This is a genomic window from Rhodophyticola porphyridii, assembly GCF_003688285.1.
GTDB lineage: Bacteria > Pseudomonadota > Alphaproteobacteria > Rhodobacterales > Rhodobacteraceae > Rhodophyticola > Rhodophyticola porphyridii.
This window is the reverse complement of sequence record NZ_RCNT01000001.1, coordinates 335,524-356,571: the sequence shown is the minus strand read 5'-3', so window position 1 is coordinate 356,571 and position 21,048 is coordinate 335,524. Positions and strand designations below refer to the sequence as shown.

Here is a 21,048-nt window from a genome sequence, read left to right as displayed (position 1 = left end):
ATCACCTAGTTAACGGGTTGGGCCATGACGGGCGAGGGCCGGGCATCCGATCCCGAAGCCGGCCCTGCACCTCCGGCGGAGGCATCCCGCGCGGAGGCCGCATCGGGTCCTTATAGCGCATGGCCGCCTCAACGCTCGTGAAAGAAGTCATAGATCGTTTCCGCCATCGCATCGGAGATCCCGTCCACCGCCTTGAGATCGGAGAGACCGGCACGGGCCACCGCCTTGGCGCTGCCGAAATGGCCAAGAAGCGCGCGTTTGCGGGTGCTGCCGACGCCGGGCACATCGTCCAAGGGCGTGGCCGAGACCCCCTTGGCCCGTTTCTGACGATGTGCGCCAATGGCGAAGCGGTGCGCCTCGTCGCGAAGACGTTGGATGAAATATAGCACCGGATCATTATGCCTGAGCGCGAAGGGCCGGGTGCCAATGCGGTGGAACTCCTCTTTTCCCGCATTCCGGTCGATACCCTTCGCGATTCCGATGAAGGGAATGTCATCGACACCCAGATCGCCCATGATCTCTGCCACGGCACTGATCTGCCCGCCCCCCCCGTCGATCAGAAGCAGATCGGGCCACGCTTCGCTCTCGCGGTCCGGATCCTCTTTCAGCAGCCGCTGGAACCGGCGGGTCAGAACCTCTTTCATCATGCCGAAATCATCGCCCGGCGTGATATCCGTACCCCTGATGTTGAACTTGCGATACTGCGATTTCATCAATCCGTCCGGTCCCGCGACGATCATTCCTCCGACCGCGTTGCTGCCCTGGATATGCGAGTTGTCATAGACCTCGATCCGTTTCGGCGGGGCATCGAGATTGAAAGCCGCGGCCAGCCCGGCAAGAAGCTTCGACTGGGTCGCGGTCTCGGCCATCTTGCGCGCAAGGCTCTCGCGCGCGTTTCGCGCGGCGCCTGCGACAAGCTCCATCTTCTCGCCCCGTTGCGGCACGAGGATCTCCACCTTCCGGCCGAGTTTCTCGCTCAACGCCTCGGCCATCAGATCATCGTTTTCGATACCGTGCGACAGGAGCAATTGCCGTGGCGGATCTTTGGTGCTGTAGAACTGGCCGATGAAAGCCTCAAGGACTTCGGGCGCCTCTGCCCCTGAAACCCGCGGATAGAAATCGCGATTGCCCCAGTTCTGATTGGCGCGGATGAAGAAGACCTGCACGCAGGCCTGCCCGCCTTCCATATGGAGCGCGATGACATCGGCCTCGGTTACGCCTTTGGGATTGATGCCCTGAGCCGACTGCACGTTGGTCAGGGCGCGGATCCGGTCGCGAAGCGCCGCGGCACGCTCGAACTCCATCGCCTCGGATGCGGCTGCCATCTCGCCGGCCAGCGTCTCCTGTATCTTTGTGCTGTTGCCCGACAGAAACCGTTCCGCATCCTTGACCGAGGCGGCGTAATCCTGTTCGGAGATGTAGCCGACGCAGGGCGCGGAACAGCGCTTGATCTGATAAAGCAGGCAGGGCCGCGTCCGGCTGTCGAATGTCGCATCCGAACAGTTGCGGAGCAGAAACGCCTTCTGCAACTGGTTCAGTGTCCGGTTGACCGCCCCCGCGCTGGCAAAAGGCCCGAAATAGCCGCCCTTCTCCTTCTTTGCCCCGCGATGCTTCTTGATCTGGGGAAAGGGATGTTCGGCGGAGACCAGGATATTGGGGAAACTCTTGTCATCCCGAAGCAGCACGTTATAGCGCGGCTTGAGCTGCTTGATCAGGTTCTGTTCAAGAAGCAGCGCTTCGGTTTCCGTGCGTGTGGTCAGGAACATCATTGATGCCGTCTCGCGGATCATCCTGGCGATCCGCGGATCGTGCCCCGCCGGTTTGGCGTAACTCGAAACCCGCCTCCTGAGCGCGCGCGCCTTTCCCACGTAAAGCACACGGGATTGCGGATCGAGCATTCTGTAGACACCCGGAGAGTTGTCGAGCACCTTCAGATAGGACTGGATCACGGTGTGCCCGGTCGGCACGGCTTCTGCACGGTTTTCAGGCATGTCTCAAAGGTCTCGGCGATTCTCTGCCTCGCTGCAATGAGAGGAGGCGGGGTTCAACCCCAAAGCTTTCCACGGTTCCTGTGGACAAGCCTCAGGATAAATCTTGGTCAGGACAATTTTCTCCTTGTTTTTGGCCCCCTTCATCGATTTGCCTATTTTTTGGGCACATTATCAACTGCTTGTTTTGTAATGATAATTTTTCCCGTTTGCCGTGGGGTCACAGCCCCGTCATAAAAGCGTGATCGCCGTGTTACACTGTCAGACGCGGTGGACAACTGGCCGATCACGCTGCAGGTACGACAGATCTGGCCTTATTCAACCCCAAGCACATCCGGCGTCTGCCATGCCAGATGCTGCCCCCCGTCAACGCAGATCAACTGCCCGGTCACCGCCGGGGCACCGATCAGATACCGGAGCGCATTGCAGATATCGGCCGGGTCTGCGCCGCGTTCCAGAAGCGTGGCCGCGCGTTGCGCCGCAAAATGCTCCGCCGACTGCCGGGCGCCTTGCATCGTGGGACCGGGACCTATGGCGTTCACACGGATCCGTGGGGCCAGCGCCTGCGCGGCGGTCCGGGTAAAGGCCCAAAGGCCCATTTTCGCGATGGTGTAGGTCATGAATTCGGGCGTCGGTTTGCGCACACGCTGGTCGATCATGTTGACGACCAGCCCCTCGGCCACGGGTTCGCCTTCCCGCCGGAGGGCGGCGGGCATCTGTGCGGCCATGGCCTGTGTCAGCAAAAACGGTGCGCGCAGGTTCGATCCGATATGCCTGTCCCAGCTTTCGCGCGTCGCACTCGACAAGGTGTCGTACTCGAAGATCGAGGCGTTGTTGACGAGCACGGTAACCGGCGCTTCCAAAGCCTCCGCCGCGCGGGAGATCAACCCGACCGTTTCTTCTTCCGACAAAAGGTCTGCCTGCAGGGAAACCGCCTTCCGGCCAAGTTCCCTGATCTCGTTGACCGTCTCGGCGGCTTCCGCGTGCGAACTGGCGAAATGCACGGCCACGTCATAGCCCATCTCCGCAAGCGTCAGGGCCATGGCCCGGCCAATACGCTTGCCGGCTCCGGTCACCAATGCAGCCATGTCGCCGCCTCCCCGCCTCAGGCCAAAAGCATCGCGATATAAATGACGTAAAGTGCCACGAATGCCAGCCCCACGACCCGCCCCATTCCCAGCTTCAGGAAGACGAACGGCGCCAGCACGAGCGAGGCCGCCAGCATCACCCAGAAATCGAACGCGAAGAACGAGGGATCGACCGGGATCGGACCGACCAGCGCGGCAACCCCGATGATCGCCAGAAGGTTGAACATGTTGGACCCGATGACATTGCCGAGCGCCACCTCCGCATGTTTGCGGATCGCGGCCATCACCGTTGTCGCCAGTTCCGGCAGAGAGGTGCCGACAGCCACGAGGGTCAGCCCGATGACCGTCTCGCTGATACCGTAGGCGCGGGCAATCGCGGTCGAACTGTCGACCAGCAGGCTGGCCCCCAAGGGCAATCCGACCAGACCCAGAACCAGATAAAGGCCGATCTTCCAGCCGGGCATCGACGGGTCGGCCTCTTCAAGCTCTTCCTCGGGGGATACGCCATTCGCCGCCGCGCGATGGGCCTGCGCATCGCGAAACGCGTCGCCCAGGACCAGCCCGAGCGCGGCCAGAAGAACAAGGCCGTGCCACCAGAGAAACGGCCCGGCATAGGCGAGACCAATGAACAGGAACGTGCCTGCGATCATCATCAGATAGGTCCGCCGGGTCTCGCATTTGCGGGTATCGAGCCCAGAGATCAGGGCGGGCACCCCCAGAACAAGCAGGATATTCGCCGTGTTGGAGCCCACCACATTGCCGAGAGCCAGACCCGGCACACCGTCGAGGATCGCCTGAATCGAGATGAGCAGTTCGGGTGCCGACGTGCCGAAAGCCACCACGGTCAGACTGACGATCAGCGCCGGGATGCCGAGCCTGAGGCTGAGATTCACCGCGCCGCGGACAAGGACGTCACCCGCCAAGAGCAGGATGACCAGGCCAAGGCCCGCCAGCAAGAACTCGATGATCATCGCTTAGCTCTGCCCTTCGGAACAGTGGCGGCACGACCCGCCCTTGAGATTGTAACGCCCGCATTCGGGGCACAGCCGCGGTTTCGGCAGACCGCCGGGCCGACCGCCCCGCCCGATCCGCGGCAGCCGCAAACGGCCAAACAGTGCCAGAACTACCATGCCGATCAGAAACAGGGTGACGATCTTAACCATGAGTTAAAGACCGTACCGGGCATAAGCCGCGCGGGTATCCAGCGCGCCCACCGCCTCTTCCACGATCTGAACGCCAAATCTCTGAAGAAGTCCCCGCTTCGGTCCGTAAAGCGCGAACCGGGTCTTGTCTCCGTAAATCTCTTTCATCTTCGGGCGCAGGTGGCTCAGACCATCGGCAAGCCCCAGATCAACCGCTTTCTGTCCGACCCAGAACTCACCTGTGAAGAGATCTTCAGCTTCTCCGAGCCGCGCACCGCGGCTGTCCTTGACATGCTTGATGAACGCCCCGTGAATCTGTTTCTGGATCGCATTCAGGCGCGCCACGTCTTCCTCCCGTTCCGGGCGAAAAGGATCGAGCATGGATTTGTCCTTGCCCGCGGTATGAACACGCCGTTCAATCCCGAAGCGCTCGATAAACTCATGCAGCCCGAAACTTGCCGAAATTACTCCGATCGAGCCCACGATCGAGCTTGCATCGACCCAGATCTTCTCGGCCGCACAGGCCAGCCAGTAGCCGCCCGATGCCGCGACATCTTCCACGAAGGCATGAACGGGCACGTCTTTTTCTTCGGACAAACGCCTGATACGGGCCCCGATCAACGAGGATTGCACTGCCGAACCGCCCGGCGAGTTGATCGACAGCGCCACCGCCGACGGTTTGCCGCGGGCGAAAGCCTTTTCGAGGATCGGACCCATCGCTGCATCACTCAGAACTGGCCCCCGGCCCGCTCCGGTGATCACGCCATGAAGGCGTACGATCGCCACCAGAGGGTCGTTTTTCATGAATGGTATGAAGCGTTTCATGGGACGGCATGTAGCCTGCAGGCCGGGTCCGAACAAGGCACAGCCCCAAGAAATAGGGTCTATGTGCCCGTCATGTGGCAGCAGGGCCGGAAAAACCGTCATCGGCGCTGGACTTTGGCTCGAAACTGACGCGCAATTGCGCCGATGAGTGCAAGATCCGAACCCTCCAGCCGCCCGCATTCCAGAGCTTTTGCGAGCTGTCTTCTGACGGCTCTGACAGCCCTTTGCATGACCGTTGCGCCCTTTGTCTGGGCAGGCCAGGCGCGCGCCGACAATATCCTGGTCTTTGCAGCCGCCAGCCTGCGCGAAGCGCTGGACGATGTGGGAGCCATTTGGACCGGCGCGCCTCTTTCGGTTTCCTATGCCGGCAGTTCCGCCCTCGCCCGGCAGATCGAGGCAGGAGCGCCGGCGGATGTGTTCCTGTCCGCCAACATGGCCTGGATCGAACACCTGGCCGAACGCGGCATCACCGACCCCTCACGGACTGTCGCACTGCTTTCTAACCGGCTGGTCCTCGCAGGGCCAGCGGATGCCGTTCATCCATTCGACGATCTTGTCGCTGCACTGGCCGCGCTGCCAGGAGATGCCTGGATTGCGACCGGGTTTCTGGAGTCTGTCCCTGCGGGGATATACGCGCGTCAGGCGCTGGAGGCCGCGGATGTGCTTGAAGAGTTTATGCCCCGGATTGTCCAGACCGAAAATGTGCGCATAGCCCTCGCCCTTGCCGCGCGTGGCGAGGTCGCACGCGCAATTGTCTACCGCACCGACGCCCTGGCGGAGCCCGGCGTCGCGATCGAGGTGCTGATCCCCGAGACGCTGCATGACCCGATCCGTTATCCCGCCGCTCTGACAACGGCCAGCACGCACCCGGAAGCGGCTGCGTTTCTGGCATTTCTCACCTCGTCCCAGGCCATGGCGGTTTTTCGATCCCACGGGTTCGAGGTGCCGGAATGACGCTTGGACTTGGCCCGGCGGAATGGCAGGTTGTGAACCTGTCGCTAAAGGTTGCAATCTGGGCAACGCTCGCAAGCCTGCCGTTCGGCATCCTTGCGGCGATCGCACTGGCCCGGGGCCGGTTCTGGGGGCGCGAGGTGCTGAACATCGCGGTTCATCTGCCGCTGGTGCTGCCGCCTGTGGTGACCGGATACCTTCTTCTGGTCCTGTTTGGCAGCCAAGGGCCTTTGGGGCGTTTTTTCGAGACCACCCTTGGCCTGACCTTCGCCTTCCGCTGGACCGGGGCGGCGTTGGCCTGCGCGATCATGGCATTCCCATTGATGGTTCGCGCGATCCGTCTGGCGCTTGAAGCGGTGGACCCGAAGCTGGAAGAGGCCGCGGCCACGCTTGGAGCCTCCCGTCTGCACATCTTTGCAACCGTTACCCTGCCCCTGATGCTGCCGGGCATACTGGCCGGCAGCGTTCTGGGCTTCGCAAAAGCGTTGGGCGAATTTGGTGCGACGATCACTTTCGTCTCCAACATCCCCGGGCAGACCCAGACCATCCCCACGGCAATCTACAGCCTGCTGCAGGTTCCGGGGCAGGAGAACGCGGCGCTGCGGCTGATCTTGATCTCCATCGCCCTGTCGGCGGCAGCTCTCGTCGCTTCGGAATGGCTGGCGCGCAACATGGCGAAACGGGTGCGCGGGTCATGAGCATTCTGTTGAGCCTGCATCATAGGTTTCCGGATATGGAGCTTTCCATCGATTGCACGTTGGAGGGCGGGCTGACGGCCATCTTCGGCCCCTCAGGTGCGGGTAAGACAAGCGTACTGCGCGCAGTCGCCGGTTTGCTGCATCCCGATCAGGGTCGACTCCAGATCGGCGAACGCCTGCTGCTGGACACCGGAGCTGGTATCAGCGTGGCCACGGCGGATCGCCGCATCGGGTATGTCTTTCAGGAACCCCGCCTGTTCCCGCATATGACCGTTGCCGCCAATCTGCGCTATGGCGAGGCCCGCGCAAAGGGCCACGCCCTGCCTCTCGGGTTCGACCCTCTGGTCGCTCTGCTTGGCCTTGGCGATCTGCTGAAGCGTCGTCCCGCCACACTGTCCGGAGGCGAAGGCCAGCGCGTCGCCCTCGGCCGCGCGTTGCTGTCGGCCCCGGATCTTCTGCTGATGGACGAGCCGCTTTCGGCCCTCGACACGAGAAGAAAAGCGGAGCTTCTGCCCTATTTCGAACGGCTTCGCGATCAGGTCGGAGTTCCGATCCTCTATGTCAGTCATGATGTGAGCGAGGTTGCGCGCCTCGCAGATACCGTCATCCTGATGGAAAAGGGGCAGATGCGCGCAATCGGCCCGGCGGCGGATGTGTTCGCGGGCGGCGAGACCGGCGACCAGATCAGCCGGGATGTGGCCGGGGCGATCCTGCATGTCATTGTCGCCGGATATGACGAGCGGGACGGTCTGACGGAAGCGCGAATTGGTCAGCATCCGATCTGGGTGCCGGGGCGTGTCGGCGCGGTTGGCGACCGGCTGCGGCTGAGGCTGGATGCCCGCGACGTGATGTTGATGCGCGAGCTACCGCAGGGGATCAGTGCACTGAATGTCCTTCCCGCGACGGTTCTGGGTATCGCGGCAGGGCCCGGCTCGGGCGCGTTGGTCAGGTTGGATCATCAGGGTCAGGCTCTAGTCGCGCGGGTCACCAAACGATCTGTCCGCGCGCTTGGCCTGAAACCCGGGCTGGCGCTGCATGCCATCGTGAAATCCATGTCGGTCACCCAGGAGCGCGTTGGCACGGGGTAGCCGCTATTGCGCGGTCCAGCCACCATCCACCGGAATTGAGGTCCCCGTGATGTTATGGGCCACCGGCGCGCAGAGCCACAGCGCCAGCGCCCCGATTTCAGCCGGATCTGACATCCTGAGTGTCGGTTGCTTTTCTGCCAGAAGATCGGCGATCCCCGCGTCACGGTCATCGCCATGCGCTTTGGCGCGCGCTTCGATCTGCGGCGCGATGATCGCGGTCTCGGTCCAGCCCGGGCAGATGCAATTGACCGTCACGCCACCCGATGCGCTGGAACCCGCTGTCGCATATTCCAGGGCTGCAACGCGGCTGAGCCCCACAAGCCCGAATTTCGCCGCGACATAGGGCGCCTTTTCCGTCGAGGCGACCAGCCCGTGAACGGAAGCGATGTTGATGACCCGGCCATAGCCCCGCTCGGCCATGCCCGGCAGGGCCGACTGCATCGTGTGAAACGCCGCGGAAAGGTTGACCGCAAGGATTGCCTCCCATGCCTCACGCGGCATCCGGGCCAAGGGTGCTATATGCTGGATACCTGCATTGTTCACCAAAATATCCGCGCCACCCCATGCCTCTACCGCCTCCATCAACTCCGCGATGCGGTCGGGGTGGCGCAGATCCCCGTTGAAAAACTCCGCCTGCGGCGCACCAAGCTTGCGAAGGTGCTCGCAAACCTCATGGATCTGCGCATCGCCCGCCAGCCCATGAACCGCGATCCGGGCGCCGGCGCCGGCCAACGCCTCGGCAATCGCCAGTCCGATACCCTGGACCGAGCCGGTGACCAGCGCGGTTTTCCCTCTCAGATCGGTCATGCCTCTTCCTCCAGAAATCTGCGCAGTTCGGTCTTGAGGATCTTCCCATAGTTGTTCTTGGGCAGATCCGGCATCGAGATAAAGCATTTCGGGCGCTTGAACCGGGCGATATACTCGATGCAATGGGCCTCCAGAACTGCCGGGTCCATCTCCTCACCCGGCGCGCTGACCACAAAGGCGACCACCTCCTCCCCCCACTCCGCCGAGGCACGCCCGACAACAGAAACCTCATGCACCGACGGGTGCTGCAAAAGCACCTCCTCGATCTCGCGGGGGTAGATATTGCTGCCGCCGGAAATGATCACGTCCTTTGACCGGTCCTGCAGCGTCAGGTAACCGTCGGCGTCCAGCTGTCCGATATCGCCGGTCATCAGCCAGCCGTCTTTCAGGGTTTTCACCGTCGTGTCGGGGGCATTCCAGTATCCGGGCATCACAGGCGCGCCACGCACCATGATCTCGCCGGGCGTGCCATGCGGCAAGGGCGTGCCGGTGTCATCCCCGATGACGATTTCCACCATGGACTGGGCCCGACCGACCGAGGCAAGCCGCGCCCGCCAGTTCGGATGCGTCCGATCCGCGACATCCACGCGCGACAGGGAGGAAATGGCCATCGGGCATTCGCCCTGTCCATAGATCTGAACGAATTTGGGGCCGAACCAGTCGACCGCCTCTTCGATATCGGCCAGATACATCGGGCCACCGCCATAGATGATGGTCTTGATCCCACTGCCGTCTCGGCCCGTCGCCTTAGCCGCATCCGTCAGACGACGCACCATGGTTGGCGCCAGAAACATCGAGGTCGGACCGAGACGTTCCGAAAGCTCCAGCAGTTCCACCGGGTCGAACCCGCCGCCGACCGGGCAGATATGCCGCGCGCCCATGCGCACATGGATCAGGGCGTACAAGCCCGCCCCGTGGCTCATCGGGGCCGCGTAATATGCAGCGTCTTCCGGGCTGACCGGATCGACATCGATAGGGTAGCAGAGCGAGGTCGCGGCCAGCATCCCGTGGGTTATCTGTACTCCCTTGGGCTTGCCGGTCGTGCCCGAGGTGTAGAACAGCCATGCCAGATCGTCCGAACCCCGGCTGACCGGCGGGAACCGACCGCCCGAGATCATGCGCGCAAAGCGGCTGCCGGAGATATCGATCAGGTCGGTATCCGTCTCGGCGGCAAAGGCCTCCGCCAGATCCGGGGTCACAAAGATCCCGCGCGCGCCGCTGTCCTTCACGATCCACGCAGCCTCCTTCGCATGAAGCTTGGCGTTGATCGGCACGACGACGCCACCGGCAAGCCAGACGCCGTAACAGACGATCAGGTAATCCGGGCAATTGGTCATGAAAAGCCCGATGCGGTCCCCCGGCATCAGCCCGCCATCGGCAAGTGCGCGGGCCAGAGCCTCAGCACGCGCGGCAAATTCGGCATAGCTCGCCACCGGCTCCGCGCCCCGCATCAAGGCGGGGCAGTCACCCGCAACACCGGCGGTTCGCAACAACCACTGGGCCGTGTTCATGCTCTCCTCCCCTACGATCGGGAATGATTGAGCATGCAACTATGGGCAGACGCAAGTTCTGCGACCGGAGCGACCGTGTCAGAGCAGCAAAGATCTAGCGTTCCTGCGCCCCGATGGCCCAGCCCCGTACCCGTTTCGAGAGCCAGTCGATGGCGAAGATAAGGATCAGCACGTTCAGAACGACAAAGGCGACCTGATCGTAGAGCGACGCCCGGAACCGTTCGATGATGATCATCCCGATACCCCCCGCGCCGACGATGCCGAGAATCGTGGCCGAGCGCGTGTTGCTTTCCAGAAAATAGAGCGATTGGGAGATGAATACCGGCAGAACCTGGGGAATATAGCCATAGCGGATGACCTGAAGCGGCCCTGCCCCGGTGGATTTCACGCCCTCGACCTGTTTGCGATCGATGTTCTCGATAGCCTCCGAATATAGCTTGGACAATGTGCCCACGTCGCTGACGAAGATCGCCAGCACGCCGGCAAGCGGCCCCAACCCAACGGCCCGCACGAAAACAAGGCCCCAGACCAGTTGGTCGATGCCGCGCAGAATGTCGAGAAACCGTCGCACCACTTGCCGAAGCGGCGCGAAGGTCACGATGTTGCGGGCCGCCATGAACCCTACGAACAAGGCGCCGATCGTACCCAGAAGCGTGCCCAGAAAGGCCATCGCGAGCGTTTCGGCGATCCCGCGATAGATGTTGGCATATTGCCAGTTGGCCATATCCTCCCAGACCACGAAGGCCCGAAGAAGCGACAGAACACGGTCGGACGTCTCGAAAAACCGCGCGATGTCGAAGTACCAGAGCGACCAGAACACGTAGAGGACGGCGACAGCCCAGGGAGCCCAGCGTCTGACGATCTTGCCGGGTGTATCGAAAACGCCGGGATGCTGTGCGCGGATTGCCGCGATCTCGGCATCGGAGACTGCAGTAACGGTAGCCAGGGTCATGCGAAATTCTCCCGCCCGATATAGCCAAGGCGCAAACGCTCGCTCAGCAGATCGATGATCGTCACTGTCAGCACAACGAGGATAAGGACGGCCAGCACCCGGTCATCGGAATAGAAGCTGATCACCCGGTTGAGTTCCTGACCGATGCCGCCAGCGCCGACGAAACCGATTATCGAGGAGGCGCGGACATTCACTTCGAACCGCAGCAGCGCGTAGCTCACGAAATTCGGCGTGACCTGCGGCACCACACCGTAGAGCATTTTCTGCACCCATGTGCCGCCAACCGCCGTGATCCCCTCCACCGGGCGCGACGAGGCGTTCTCGTTCACTTCGGCGAAAAGTTTACCTAATGCACCGGCCGAATGGATCGCGATGGCAATCACCCCGGCAAGCGGGCCGATCCCGATCATGAACACGAAGACGAGCGCCAACAGAATCTCGGGGATGCCACGGCAAATTTCGAGAAAGCGACGCGACACCCAATAGATCCAGCTGTTGGGCGCGAGGTTGGCCGCGGCAGGGAAGCTGAGTAGAAAGGCAACTGCCGTTCCGAGCAAAGTTGCCGTGATAGCCATCAGGATCGTTTCCCAGATCAGTTCCAGATAGACCCAGAAATCCGTGTACCAGTAGGTGATGGAGCCCGGTACAGCGCGGCCCTCCTCCGTCCGACCGTCCAGCAGGGTGTCCCATCTCAGATCCGGGATGATCGTACCGAAGTATTCGAATATTCTCGGGATCCCGCTGGCCAAACGCTCGGGATAAAACTGACTGATCCAGACCGAGAGCGCGAGGCAGACCAGAAAGGCCGCCAGCATGATCAGGTTCATGGTGCGTTTGGAGGCCTTCAACTCGGCCCTGTGCCGTTCGAAGAGTGCAACGGAGCTGTCTGCGGTCTGATCACTCATCGCGGGACCCTCACACCGCTTCCTTGGCGCGGGCCCGCGGACCTGATGCCAGACTGGTGGAGGTCGCGGCCTCATTGAAGGCCTGATCCGCTTCCGCCCCGTAGATCTCCCGCGCCATGCCTTGCGTGAGTTGCGCGGGCGTGCCGTCGAACACCACGCGTCCGGCCTGCATGCCGATGATCCTGTCGCAGTAGTCGCGGGCGGTATCCAGCGTGTGGAGGTTGCAGATGACGGTAATGCCGTCTTGCTGGTTGATGGTACGCAGTGCGTCCATCACGATCTTCGCATTCAGTGGATCAAGGGACGCGATCGGCTCGTCCGCCAGCAGGATCTTAGGCTCCTGTGCGAGCGCGCGGGCGATGGCCACACGCTGCTGCTGGCCGCCCGAAAGCGTCTCGGCCCGTTGCAATGCGGTATGCGCCATGGTCAGCCGGTCCAGAGCCTGAACGGCAAAGGCACGCTCAGCTGGCGTATAGATCTGCGCCAGGGCCCGCCAGGCCGGCAAATCGAAAAGCCGACCGGTCAAGACATTGGTCAACACATCAAGGCGACCCACCAGGTTGAACTGCTGAAAGATCATCGCACAGTCCGATCGCCACTGGCGCAAATCGCGGCCTTTCAACTGCGCGATGTCCCTGTTTCCGAACAGGATCTGCCCTTCCGAGGGATCCGTCAGCCGGTTCAGGAGGCGCAAAAGGGTCGATTTGCCCGCCCCCGACCTGCCGATGATGCCAACCATCTGGCCTTCGGCAATTTCAAGATTCACCCGGTCGACGGCAGCGGTATCGCCAAACCGGCGGGTCAGGTTGTCTAGCTTCAGCATCTAAAGGTGTCCCCTTGAAGAAGTAGACCTCGCGCCGTGACCGTCCCGGTCGGTTGACGCGAAGGTGAAACACGAAACGGGACCGGGCACATGGCCCGGCCCCGATATGAACCGGTTTTGCTCAGCGATCGCCCTGAAGCTCGCGACGCATGTTGATGATCGGCTCGTAGAACTCATGGTTGATCGGCCAGTAGCCCATCGACTCGCCATCATTGATCGCGTCGAAGCAATCGCGATCAGCGACCTGCAACTGCATCATCGCGCCCATGACCAGATCTTTCAGTTCCTGCGGCAGGTCGGAGCGGATCACACGGGGGCCATTGGTGATCAGGTTCGACCGCCAGATGATCTGGATCTCGGACATGTCCAGCATGCCCTTGTCCACCATCGAGCGCAGGTTGCCGCGGCTGTAGCCTTCGTTGATATCGCCAACGCCCGAGGTCCAGGTCACGCCGGCGTCGTACTGTCCGTTCAGAACCGCGATGACCGCCTGTTCATGACCGCCCCCGAAACCCGTTTCCGAAAAGAAGGCCTCCAGCACGAGACCCTCTTCGGCGGCCAGTTCGTAGGATGGCACCAGGTAGCCGGAGGTGGAGTTGGGGTCGGCAAAGGCCAGAGAGTGGCCCTCCATCTCCTCAAGCGAGGTGATGCCGCTGTCGGCGCGGGTATACATCACGGCGTAATAGCCAAGCGAGCCGTCGATCTGCATCGTGGTGTAAAGCGGCTCGACGGCGTCGGGATTCTGCAGGGAGATGCCCGCATAACCCGAGGACCCGAGGCCGGCGAACTCAAGCTGGCCGGCCAGAAGGCCCTGCATCACACCCGCGTAGTCGGATGCCGGATAAAGCTCGACGGGAACACCGAGACGCTCCTCCAAGTAGGCCTGCTGGCAGGAATGTTCGCGCAGACGGTCGGCCTCGTTCTCCCCGCCCAGAATGCCGATCCTGAAAACCGGAACTTCTTCGCGCCAGTCAGCGGCCTGGGCAAGTGCCGCGGTGGAGGTCAATGCGGTGGCGCCGATAATCGCGGCGGTCAATGTCATCTTGAGCATTTGGTTTGTCCTGTCCTGAACGTTTCTGTGTTCAGAGCCAGGGCCGTCCCTTATGGCCCCGGTCCCCGTAGGTGCAGGGGCTGCGTAGGGGCCTGACATCACGGTTTGGCGACGGAATTGTTAAACCTCTGTAAACCGCGCCTAGACAAATCCGCCGAGTGCGGGCGCAAGCCGTTGACGCAGCCGCGCTTTCCAATGCGACACCTAGCAAAGCGTCATGCGCAGGGGCCGTATTTCTCGATGAAAGCGTCGATATCGAGTGCCCGGAAATCGGGCAGACCGTCCCGCAATTGATCATGGGACCAGTCCCACCAGGCAATTTCCATCAGTGCCTCGCCCTGCGATCTGGAGAAGCGCGGCCGAATCTCCCGGGCCGGAACGCCGCCCATGATCGTGTAGGGTGGCACATCGCGCGTGACGACGGCGCCGGCGCCGATCACGGCCCCGGTGCCGATAGCGACACCCGCGGTAACGGTCACGCCGTGGCCGATCCAGATATCATGGCCGAGTGTCACCCAGTTGTCCTTGCGCCATTCGAAGAACTCCGTGTCATCCTCTCCCAGACCGTAAGCTTCGGCCCGGTAGATCGCGTGATGCTGGCAAACCCGCCACGTGGGGTGATTGCCCGGGTTGATCCTCGCGCCATTGGCGATGGAACAGAACTTACCGATCGTGGTCCAGACCACGTGACCATCCTCGGTGATATAAGAGTAATCGCCCATCTCGCTGGCCTTGATACGGGTCCGGCGGCCCACTTCGGTCCAACGGCCAAGGGTGACATCGTCGGCCACCTCCGCCTCGGGGTGGATGCTCGGGCTGGGGCTCAGGCGTGTTTGGTCCATCGGCTGGTCTCGCGGGATATGGTGTGTCTGAGGCGACCCTAATCGCGATATCGCGCCCGTCGGAAGACAAAGCCGGCCTTGTCATGAAACTGTCACCGACCTTGCACCGATCCGTTACACTAGCATTGTCAAGAAAAGGCCGAATCCCGAACACCCTTCCCGCCACCTCCGAACAAGGACCAATGCGATGTTCGATGCCTCCGCCGATCGACCTCTGCTGATCAGCAACGCCACCGTGGTAACCCCGACCGGGTGCGTGACGGGTGGCGTGGCGGTGGAGACCGGTAAGATCGCCGATATCGGCCCGGGTATCACCGGCGGCTTTGATCTGAGCGGTCAAATCCTGATCCCCGGTATCGTCGACCTGCACACCGACCATGTGGAGACCCATATTCATCCGCGAAGTCACGTGCAGTGGGCCTTCCTGCCCGCCCTCATGGCCCATGATGCGGTTGTAATTTCGGGCGGCACGACAACCGTTTTCGACAGCCTGTCCGTCGGTGCTTCCATGCAGCGACCAGAGCGTAGAACGATACTCGGTCCGCTGATCGACGCTCTGGAGCATGGTCAGCGCGAGGGCATGTTCCGGGCCGACCACTTTCTGCACATGCGCTGCGAGGTGTCGGATCCCACGACCATCGCGCTGGTCGATGCAAATATAACGCGCGACATCGCCCATCTGATTTCGGTCATGGACCATACGCCGGGCGACAGGCAGAGCCCGAACATCGAGAAATGGTTCTGGCACATGGTCCGCGATATGGAAGTGAGCGAGGCCGAGGGGCGCGAACGGATGGCCGAACTTCTGGAACGCTCCGCGCGGTTCGGACCGAAGGTCCGCAGCCACGTGGTTTCCGCCGCTCAGCGCCACGACATCCCGCTGATGGCCCATGACGACCGCACCCTGGCGCATGTGGATCAGGCACAGGCCGAAGGTGTCACCATTTCGGAGTTTCCAACGACAATCGAGGCGGCGCGCCGCGCCCGCAGCCACGGCCAGACGGTCGTTGCCGGGGCTCCGAATTATCTGCGCGGCGGATCCCAGTCCGGCAATGTCGCCGTGCGCGAGCTGCTGGCCGAGGGGCTGGTGGATGTTCTGGCTTCCGATTACGTCCCCCGCAGCCCGCTTGACGCAGCCTTCGCCATCGCCAGTGACCCGGCCCTGCCATACGACCTGCCACAAACCGTGGCGATGGTGACGGATGCCCCGGCGCGGGTTGCGGGACTTACCGACCGGGGCCGTATCGAAAAAGGCCTGCGCGCAGATCTGGTTGCGATACGGCTGGTCGGGCACCAGCCTCAGGTCAGCGCGGTATGGCGCGCCGGCCAACGTGTGTTCTGAACGAAAGGTCCCGCAGATGTCGACCCCTTTGACGATCGGTGCAGCCCTTACCACGGCCGATCTGCCCACCTTCCGCGACTGGCTGATCGGCGGGCAGCGCGATCTCGAACTCCAGGATTTCCTCTACACAGAAATCCTCCTTGGCGACTGGCAGTCCCGGGTGGACGCTGCAAAATCTCTTCTCGATGGTTTCGAGGGCCAGCTAGGCATTCACGGGCCGTTCATCGGTGTGCCGGTCGACAATGACGACCCGGAAATCGCGCCAATCATCACACGCCGGTTCATGATCGGACTCGATATCTGTGCCGCGCTCGGGGCAACTCAGATGGTGGTCCATTCGCCTTACACCACATGGGATTACAATAACTTCGACAACAATCCGCGTGTGGGTAACTCCCCTTCAGCGCGAGAACGGAAGATCGCACAGACTCACGCCGTCATGCGCAAGGTGGTCGACCGCGCCGAGGCGCAAGGGGTGACGCTGGTGATCGAAAACATCGAAGACATCGCGCCCGATGATCGGGCTGAGTTGGCGGCAAGCTTCGGCTCGGATGCAGTGAAGCTCTCGATTGATACGGGGCATGCACATTATGCCCATCATGCCACCGGCGCACCCCCTGTCGATTACTTTGTCACCCGGGCCGGCGCGCGGCTCGACCATGTCCATCTTCAGGATAGCGACGGCTATGCAGACCGGCACTGGTCCATTGGTCAGGGTACGATCCGGTGGCATCAGGTTTTCGAAGCCATCGCGGCGCTGCCGGTACGTCCGCGTCTTGTGATGGAACTGCGGGACGCCTCGAAAATTCCCGCGTCGATGCGTTTTCTTGAGGCGGAGGGCCTCGCCCGCTGACCGCGACCAAGACCTTGGCGGCGCACGGTCTGCAACTGTCCCCGGCAATCGGCGGGCATCCCCCGATCGCAGCCCAAGGCAACGCAGCCGCGTTGTCCGCAGAACGGGACTGTGCTTTCTGGATTGAACTTCGGAGTGGCTAAATCGAATCGACATCAAGCCATCGTTAACAATCATGCCGATAGGCTTTGCGCAGCATGGCGCAGGACAATGCCGCCCTGGTGGCACAGATTTGAAGGGATGACCGAACAATGACCGAAATCATCCTGCATATCGGTGCGCACAAGACCGGCACGACCACCCTGCAACGGCTGTTCGCGGAAAACCGCGCGCTTCTGCAAGAGCGTGGGGTGCTCTACCCCGAGTCAAATTGGTACCATTATGCGCAGCATCGGCTGGCCTTCGCGCTTCGCGCCCAGTCATTCGAAGTGGCGGGCGGATGTGCCGAGGCGCGAGAGCAGATCAACGAGCTGTGCCGTGCAATTTCCGAGACAAAAGCCGAAAAGGTCTTCGTCTCCAGCGAGGAGTTGTTCTCGATCCCGCTTGGCAAGCTTCGGCTTCTGGCCGAGCGGCTTGGCGAATGGCCGGTCAGGATCATAGCGGTCGTGCGCAGACCGGATGACATGCTGCTTTCGCTTTACAATCAGAACATCAAGCACCCTGGAAATTCATTTCGCCGGCCGATCAAATATTATCTTGAGAACCCACGTGAGATCGACCCCGACATGCAGGCCAATGCATGCATCGGAAACTGGATCGAGCTGTTCGGCCAGGACAACGTCACATTACTCGACTACGAAGCGAAATCCCCCGTCGACATCATTATCGACCATCTCGGCCTGGCCGGTCACCTCGCGCCACCGCTCCAACGCGACAACCCGAGAGTTCCCGGAATCGTCGGCGAAATCATACGCCTCTCAAAGATGATCGACATGCCCGCCGAGCGGCAGGCGCGGCTGTTTCGGATTGCCCTTGGCCTTTTTTCCGAGCGACCCAAACTGGACATTTCCAAGGGAGATCGCGCCGCGATCGTCGCGACATTCGAGGCTGAGAATGACGCGCTTTTCGCGCGGTTCGGCCGGGAGAACCCTTATCGCGTAGAGCGGCTCTCCTTCGAGCAGGAGACTGCGGAGATCGCGAAACCGCTCAACATGCGGGACATGATCATGTTGGTGAACCGGATCCTGGAAAAGACCGAGTAGGACATCACACGAACAGGATCTGCGCTTGGCTCACAATGGGTGGATCAATCGCGAAGCCCTGTCGCACAGATGTCGCGCAGAGGGCAACGCTCGCAGATCGGACTGCCGTTTCGACAGATATCCTGACCAAGAACCTTCATGAACTGATGATGATAATCGAAATCCATCGCGGTCCAGCCTTGGGGCATCAGCGGCATGACCAGATCATAGGCCTGTGCGATGCCGGTCCGCGAGCCGACATAGCCAAGCCGCTGAAGCACTCGCAAATGGTGCGAATCTATGACCAGTGCCGCTTTCCGCAATGTGCTTAAGTTGAGTGTTGCAGCCGCGACCTTCCGGCCGACGCCAGGCAGACGTTCCAGCCATGCAAGAGCATCCTCAACAGCCATGTCTTCGAGAGGAGAGAGCGTCAGGGCACCGTAGGTCCGGGTCACCGCCAGAAGTGATGCCTTGAGACGCGGCGCCTTGAGTTCCGCGAAAGTGACCCCTCGGATAACTTCGTAGATTTCGGCGACGTGCGCGTCCCTCACAGCCTCCCAATGCCCGAACCGGGCGACGAGAGCTTCAAAAGCGGACAGCGAAACGTCGCCCCGGGTCTTTCCACCGATCAGCCCCATCACCAGCTGGCTAATCGGATCAAGCTCCCGATAGGGCCCCTGACGACCAAAATGCTGCTCAAGGCGCTGGTGGATATCGGCCAGCTCGCGCATTCGGTCATCAAGGTTGAGCAGAAGTTGCATTGTCCGGGAATCTTACCGCACATTTGAGAACAAATAAAGAACATCTGACTTGTGAAATACGGTCTCCCGACTCTCTGAAATGACAAGCAGATCCCGAAAAACATTCCGTCTTGTCGTTTACGCATCCGCTCAAAGAAGCCCCAAATGCAGCCAATAGGCTTGGCACAGATCGAAAGTTTACAAAATGAACTAGTATGGTAGACATACCAACAGGGAGATTCGGGATGGCAGCAGTTTTGATAACCGGCGCAGCAAGCGGCATTGGGTTGGCTGTTGCCTGTCGCATTCTGGCCGATGGCGGACAGGCCGTATTGCTGGATGCCCGGCCTGTCGACCCGGAGGCACTGCCGCCCGGCTCGGAGACCCGAGTAGCTCTTATAGAAGGGTCGGTGGCCGATCCCGTCTCATGCGAGCATGCCGTCCGCGCTGGCATTGAGTCCTTCGGAGGGCTTTCCGGCGTATCTCACAACGCAGGCATCCAGCGCTACGGCACCGCGGCCGATACCGATCTGGAGCTTTGGAACGAAGTCCTTTCGGTCAACCTCACGGGCGCGTTCAACGTCGCGAAGGCCGCCCTGCCGCATGTCCTGGATGCACGGGGCGCCTTTGTTTTCATGGGGTCTGTTCAAAGCCTTGCCTCGCAAAGGAACGTGGCCGCCTATACGGCCTCTAAGCACGGGCTGTTGGGACTTGTCCGGTCGATGGCGATGGATTTCGCCGAACGTGGCATCCGGGTGAACATGGTCGCACCCGGTGCGGTGCAGACGCCGATGCTCGATTGGGCCGTATCTTTGGCCGATGCGCCCAACCAGGTCCGGGATGTGCTGAACGCAATGCACCCTCTGGGTCGCATCGCACGGGCGGAGGAGGTGGCCGCCGTCGTTTCTTTCCTATTGTCCGACGACGCTTCTTTCATAACCGGAGAGACCGTGCGGGTGGATGGCGGCCTTCTCAGCCAGATCGCAGGCACTCCAAAGGATCCGAAATGACGCGTATCGTCGATCTCAAAGCCTATACCGTCGCCGTCCCGCTGGAGGCCCCGCTGCGGCACTCCAACGGGGCTCATTGGGGCCGTTTCGTGCGCACCATCGTCGAGGTGGTGGGCGATAATGGGCTGAGCGGCTTTGGCGAAATGGGCGGCGGCGGCGCCTCGGCAGAGGCCGCCATTCTGGCCCTGAAGCCCTATCTGGAGGGCCATGACCCGCTGCAATTGGAGCAGATGCGCTGGAAGATCATGAATCCGGTCGGGTCGCTCTATAACAACCGGGTGCAGCTCCATGCCGCCCTTGAAATGGCAAGCATCGATCTGGCAGGCAAGACTCTGGGCCTGCGCGCCTGCGATCTGCTCGGCGGCGCGTTGCGGGAGGACGTGCCGTTCGCGAGCTACATTTTCTACCGTTACGAAAACTCCGAAACCGGAAAAGGCGGCGAGACAAATGCCGACGAAATTGTCGCCCATGCCAAGGCGCTCAAGCAGCAATATGGCTTCCGAACGCATAAGCTGAAGGGTGGCCATTTCGCGCCCGACCACGACGTCGAAGTGTTTCGCGCGCTGGCGGAGGCATTTCCCGAAGATGGTCTCAGGCTCGATCCAAACTCCGTCTGGTCGGTGGAAGAGGCGATCCGTGTCGGCCAGGCGATTGAGGGGCTGAACAACGAGTATTTCGAAGACCCCACCTGGGGTCTGGAAGGTATGCGCCGTGTCCGGCAGTTCGTGCGTATCCCAACGGCAACCAACGCCGTTGTCGTCAACTTCGAGCAGCTTGCGCAATGTATACGCCACGATCTGGTTGATGTGATCTTGCTGGATACGACCTTCTGGGGCGGCCTGCGACAGGCGCATAAGGCCGGGCAGGTGCTTGAAACCTTTCAATACGGCGCGGCGGTTCATTCCTCGGGAGAGCTTGGCGTACAGCTGGCCTCGATGCTGCATCTCGGGGCAGCGCTGCCGAACCTGAGTTTCGCGGCAGACGCCCATTACCACCACCTGAGCGATGACATCATCACCGGTGGCAAACTCCGCTATCGCGACGGCGCAATCGCGGTTCCCGAGGGGCCGGGGCTCGGGGTGGAGGTCGACCGCGACAAGCTGGCCGAATATGGCGAGTATTACAAACGGGTGGGCGGCTACCCCTATGATCGGGACCCGGCCCGTGCGGATTGGTATTCGGTGTTTCCGGAACGCCGCTACGCCGACCCTTCGGTAAAAACCGCGTCTCTCACCATACCGGAGACCTGAG

Annotated in this window: 21 protein-coding genes; 8 read left to right on the top strand and 13 right to left on the bottom strand. The window is 61.6% G+C overall.

Annotation, left to right across the window (positions count from 1 at the left end):
- Positions 1-128 precede the first annotated feature (128 nt).
- From uvrC to D9R08_RS01765, 5 genes are all read right to left on the bottom strand, one after another.
- Positions 129-1,991 (bottom strand): excinuclease ABC subunit UvrC, encoded by a 1,863-nt coding sequence (uvrC, locus tag D9R08_RS01785; protein ID WP_121896275.1) that lies wholly within the window; start codon positions 1,989-1,991, stop codon positions 129-131.
- A gap of 311 nt (positions 1,992-2,302) precedes the next feature.
- The gene (locus D9R08_RS01780) at positions 2,303-3,076 is read right to left on the bottom strand and encodes an SDR family oxidoreductase (RefSeq protein ID WP_121896274.1); all 774 of its coding nucleotides are present in this window, start codon (positions 3,074-3,076) and stop codon (positions 2,303-2,305) included.
- Between the two features lie 17 nt (positions 3,077-3,093).
- Positions 3,094-4,047: a calcium/sodium antiporter gene (locus tag D9R08_RS01775; RefSeq protein ID WP_199709209.1), complete on the bottom strand. Its 954-nt coding sequence runs from the start codon at positions 4,045-4,047 to the stop codon at positions 3,094-3,096.
- A gap of 3 nt (positions 4,048-4,050) precedes the next feature.
- Positions 4,051-4,239, bottom strand: coding sequence for a hypothetical protein (locus D9R08_RS01770; RefSeq protein WP_121896273.1), 189 nt, complete (start codon positions 4,237-4,239; stop codon positions 4,051-4,053).
- Positions 4,240-4,242: 3 nt separating this feature from the next.
- Positions 4,243-5,043 carry a S49 family peptidase gene (locus D9R08_RS01765; protein ID WP_121896272.1) on the bottom strand — a complete coding sequence of 267 codons (801 nt, stop codon included), beginning with the start codon at positions 5,041-5,043 and terminating at the stop codon, positions 4,243-4,245.
- Positions 5,044-5,271: 228 nt separating this feature from the next.
- On the opposite strand from D9R08_RS01765, the gene modA reads away from it, so the two are divergent.
- From modA to modC, 3 genes are read left to right on the top strand one after another with little or no spacing between them, the layout of a single operon-like run.
- Entirely contained in the window at positions 5,272-5,997 is a 726-nt protein-coding gene (gene modA / locus D9R08_RS01760; protein ID WP_158598909.1) for a molybdate ABC transporter substrate-binding protein, read from the top strand.
- Positions 5,994-6,692, top strand: a complete 699-nt coding sequence (gene modB, locus D9R08_RS01755; protein ID WP_121896270.1) for a molybdate ABC transporter permease subunit — start codon at positions 5,994-5,996, stop codon at positions 6,690-6,692. The genes modA and modB overlap by 4 nt, the downstream gene beginning before the upstream one ends.
- Positions 6,689-7,780 carry a molybdenum ABC transporter ATP-binding protein gene (gene modC, locus D9R08_RS01750; RefSeq protein ID WP_121896269.1) on the top strand — a complete coding sequence of 364 codons (1,092 nt, stop codon included), beginning with the start codon at positions 6,689-6,691 and terminating at the stop codon, positions 7,778-7,780. The genes modB and modC overlap by 4 nt, the downstream gene beginning before the upstream one ends.
- Positions 7,781-7,783: 3 nt before the next feature.
- On the opposite strand, the gene D9R08_RS01745 is transcribed toward modC, so the two are convergent.
- The 7 genes from D9R08_RS01745 to D9R08_RS01715 form a co-directional block, all read right to left on the bottom strand.
- Entirely contained in the window at positions 7,784-8,587 is an 804-nt protein-coding gene (locus tag D9R08_RS01745; RefSeq protein WP_121896268.1) for a 3-hydroxybutyrate dehydrogenase, read from the bottom strand.
- A complete protein-coding gene (locus tag D9R08_RS01740; protein ID WP_121896267.1) occupies positions 8,584-10,098 on the bottom strand; it encodes a class I adenylate-forming enzyme family protein in 1,515 nt (504 codons plus the stop codon). Before D9R08_RS01740 ends, D9R08_RS01745 begins: the two co-directional genes overlap by 4 nt.
- Before the next feature lie 94 nt (positions 10,099-10,192).
- Positions 10,193-11,050: a phosphonate ABC transporter, permease protein PhnE gene (gene phnE, locus D9R08_RS01735; protein WP_121896266.1), complete on the bottom strand. Its 858-nt coding sequence runs from the start codon at positions 11,048-11,050 to the stop codon at positions 10,193-10,195.
- Entirely contained in the window at positions 11,047-11,955 is a 909-nt protein-coding gene (gene phnE / locus D9R08_RS01730) for a phosphonate ABC transporter, permease protein PhnE (protein ID WP_121896265.1), read from the bottom strand. Before phnE (D9R08_RS01730) ends, phnE (D9R08_RS01735) begins: the two co-directional genes overlap by 4 nt.
- Positions 11,956-11,965: 10 nt before the next feature.
- Entirely contained in the window at positions 11,966-12,778 is an 813-nt protein-coding gene (phnC, locus tag D9R08_RS01725; RefSeq protein WP_121896264.1) for a phosphonate ABC transporter ATP-binding protein, read from the bottom strand.
- Between the two features lie 121 nt (positions 12,779-12,899).
- On the bottom strand, positions 12,900-13,829 hold the full coding sequence (gene phnD, locus D9R08_RS01720) for a phosphonate ABC transporter substrate-binding protein (protein WP_233557160.1): 930 nt from the start codon (positions 13,827-13,829) through the stop codon (positions 12,900-12,902).
- Positions 13,830-14,044: 215 nt separating this feature from the next.
- Positions 14,045-14,671 (bottom strand): LbetaH domain-containing protein, encoded by a 627-nt coding sequence (locus tag D9R08_RS01715; RefSeq protein WP_121896263.1) that lies wholly within the window; start codon positions 14,669-14,671, stop codon positions 14,045-14,047.
- Between the two features lie 187 nt (positions 14,672-14,858).
- Here D9R08_RS01715 and D9R08_RS01710 point away from each other — a divergent pair, with 187 nt between their 5' ends.
- The 3 genes from D9R08_RS01710 (at position 14,859) to D9R08_RS01700 (ending at position 18,068) form a co-directional block, all read left to right on the top strand.
- Positions 14,859-16,013: an alpha-D-ribose 1-methylphosphonate 5-triphosphate diphosphatase gene (locus tag D9R08_RS01710; protein WP_121896262.1), complete on the top strand. Its 1,155-nt coding sequence runs from the start codon at positions 14,859-14,861 to the stop codon at positions 16,011-16,013.
- Positions 16,014-16,029: 16 nt separating this feature from the next.
- Positions 16,030-16,866 carry a sugar phosphate isomerase/epimerase family protein gene (locus D9R08_RS01705; protein ID WP_121896261.1) on the top strand — a complete coding sequence of 279 codons (837 nt, stop codon included), beginning with the start codon at positions 16,030-16,032 and terminating at the stop codon, positions 16,864-16,866.
- Between the two features lie 251 nt (positions 16,867-17,117).
- Complete coding sequence (locus D9R08_RS01700; protein WP_121896260.1) at positions 17,118-18,068, top strand: sulfotransferase domain-containing protein; 951 nt, start codon at positions 17,118-17,120, stop codon at positions 18,066-18,068.
- 44 nt (positions 18,069-18,112) lie between these two features.
- On the opposite strand, the gene D9R08_RS01695 is transcribed toward D9R08_RS01700, so the two are convergent.
- Positions 18,113-18,778 carry an endonuclease III domain-containing protein gene (locus D9R08_RS01695; RefSeq protein ID WP_147450603.1) on the bottom strand — a complete coding sequence of 222 codons (666 nt, stop codon included), beginning with the start codon at positions 18,776-18,778 and terminating at the stop codon, positions 18,113-18,115.
- A gap of 224 nt (positions 18,779-19,002) precedes the next feature.
- Here D9R08_RS01695 and D9R08_RS01690 point away from each other — a divergent pair, with 224 nt between their 5' ends.
- Together D9R08_RS01690 and D9R08_RS01685 are read left to right on the top strand one after the other, a co-directional pair.
- Positions 19,003-19,797: an SDR family NAD(P)-dependent oxidoreductase gene (locus D9R08_RS01690; RefSeq protein ID WP_325048851.1), complete on the top strand. Its 795-nt coding sequence runs from the start codon at positions 19,003-19,005 to the stop codon at positions 19,795-19,797.
- On the top strand, positions 19,794-21,047 hold the full coding sequence (locus D9R08_RS01685; RefSeq protein WP_121896257.1) for an enolase C-terminal domain-like protein: 1,254 nt from the start codon (positions 19,794-19,796) through the stop codon (positions 21,045-21,047). Before D9R08_RS01690 ends, D9R08_RS01685 begins: the two co-directional genes overlap by 4 nt.
- Position 21,048: the final 1 nt, after the last annotated feature.